The sequence below is a fragment of the Arthrobacter sp. JCM 19049 genome (assembly GCF_001310435.1).
On the sequence record NZ_BAXF01000917.1, the window covers coordinates 1 to 568 of the forward strand.

A 568-nucleotide genomic window follows, 5' to 3' on the forward strand; every position below is an offset into this window, starting at 1 on the left:
CTTCCAGATCGTCAAGGCGCTGGTCGATGACGTGGTCACCGTCTCCGAGGATGCGCTGGCCCAGGCGCTGGTGGTGCTGCTGGAGCGCAACAAGCTGGTGGTGGAGCCGGCCGGTGCGGTCGGGGTGGCGGCGCTGATGGAAAACCTGCTGGCCAAGCACGGCATTGAATCAAAGAACTGCGCGGTGATCCTCTCCGGGGCAACATCGACCCGCTGCTGATGCTCAAGGTGATCCAGCGCGGCCTGGCCGCCGGTGGCCGCTACCTGACCATCCGGATGATGCTGCCCGACCGCCCCGGCGCGTTGGCCAGCATCTCGCGGATCATCGCCGAATCCGATGCGAACGTCACCCGGCTGGACCACACCCGCATCGGCGGGGCGCTGTCCATGGGGGACGTGGCAATCACCATCGACATGGAAACCCGTGGCCACGAGCACTCGGAGATGGTGTTGAACAACCTGCGCGCCGAGGGCTTCGAACCGGTGATAACCAGTTCGGCCGGCGGCTCGGTGGCCTAGCCACGCCCGGACGCCGGAGCTTGCCACAACGGCAAGCCGGCTCAAAGAC

General features: G+C 66.5%; 1 pseudogene. It reads left to right on the forward strand.

Going from position 1 to position 568, the window contains the following annotated elements:
* Positions 1-519: pseudogene (locus tag JCM19049_RS17105) on the forward strand (pyridoxal-phosphate dependent enzyme); the annotation flags it as partial.
* Positions 520-568 lie beyond the last annotated feature (49 nt).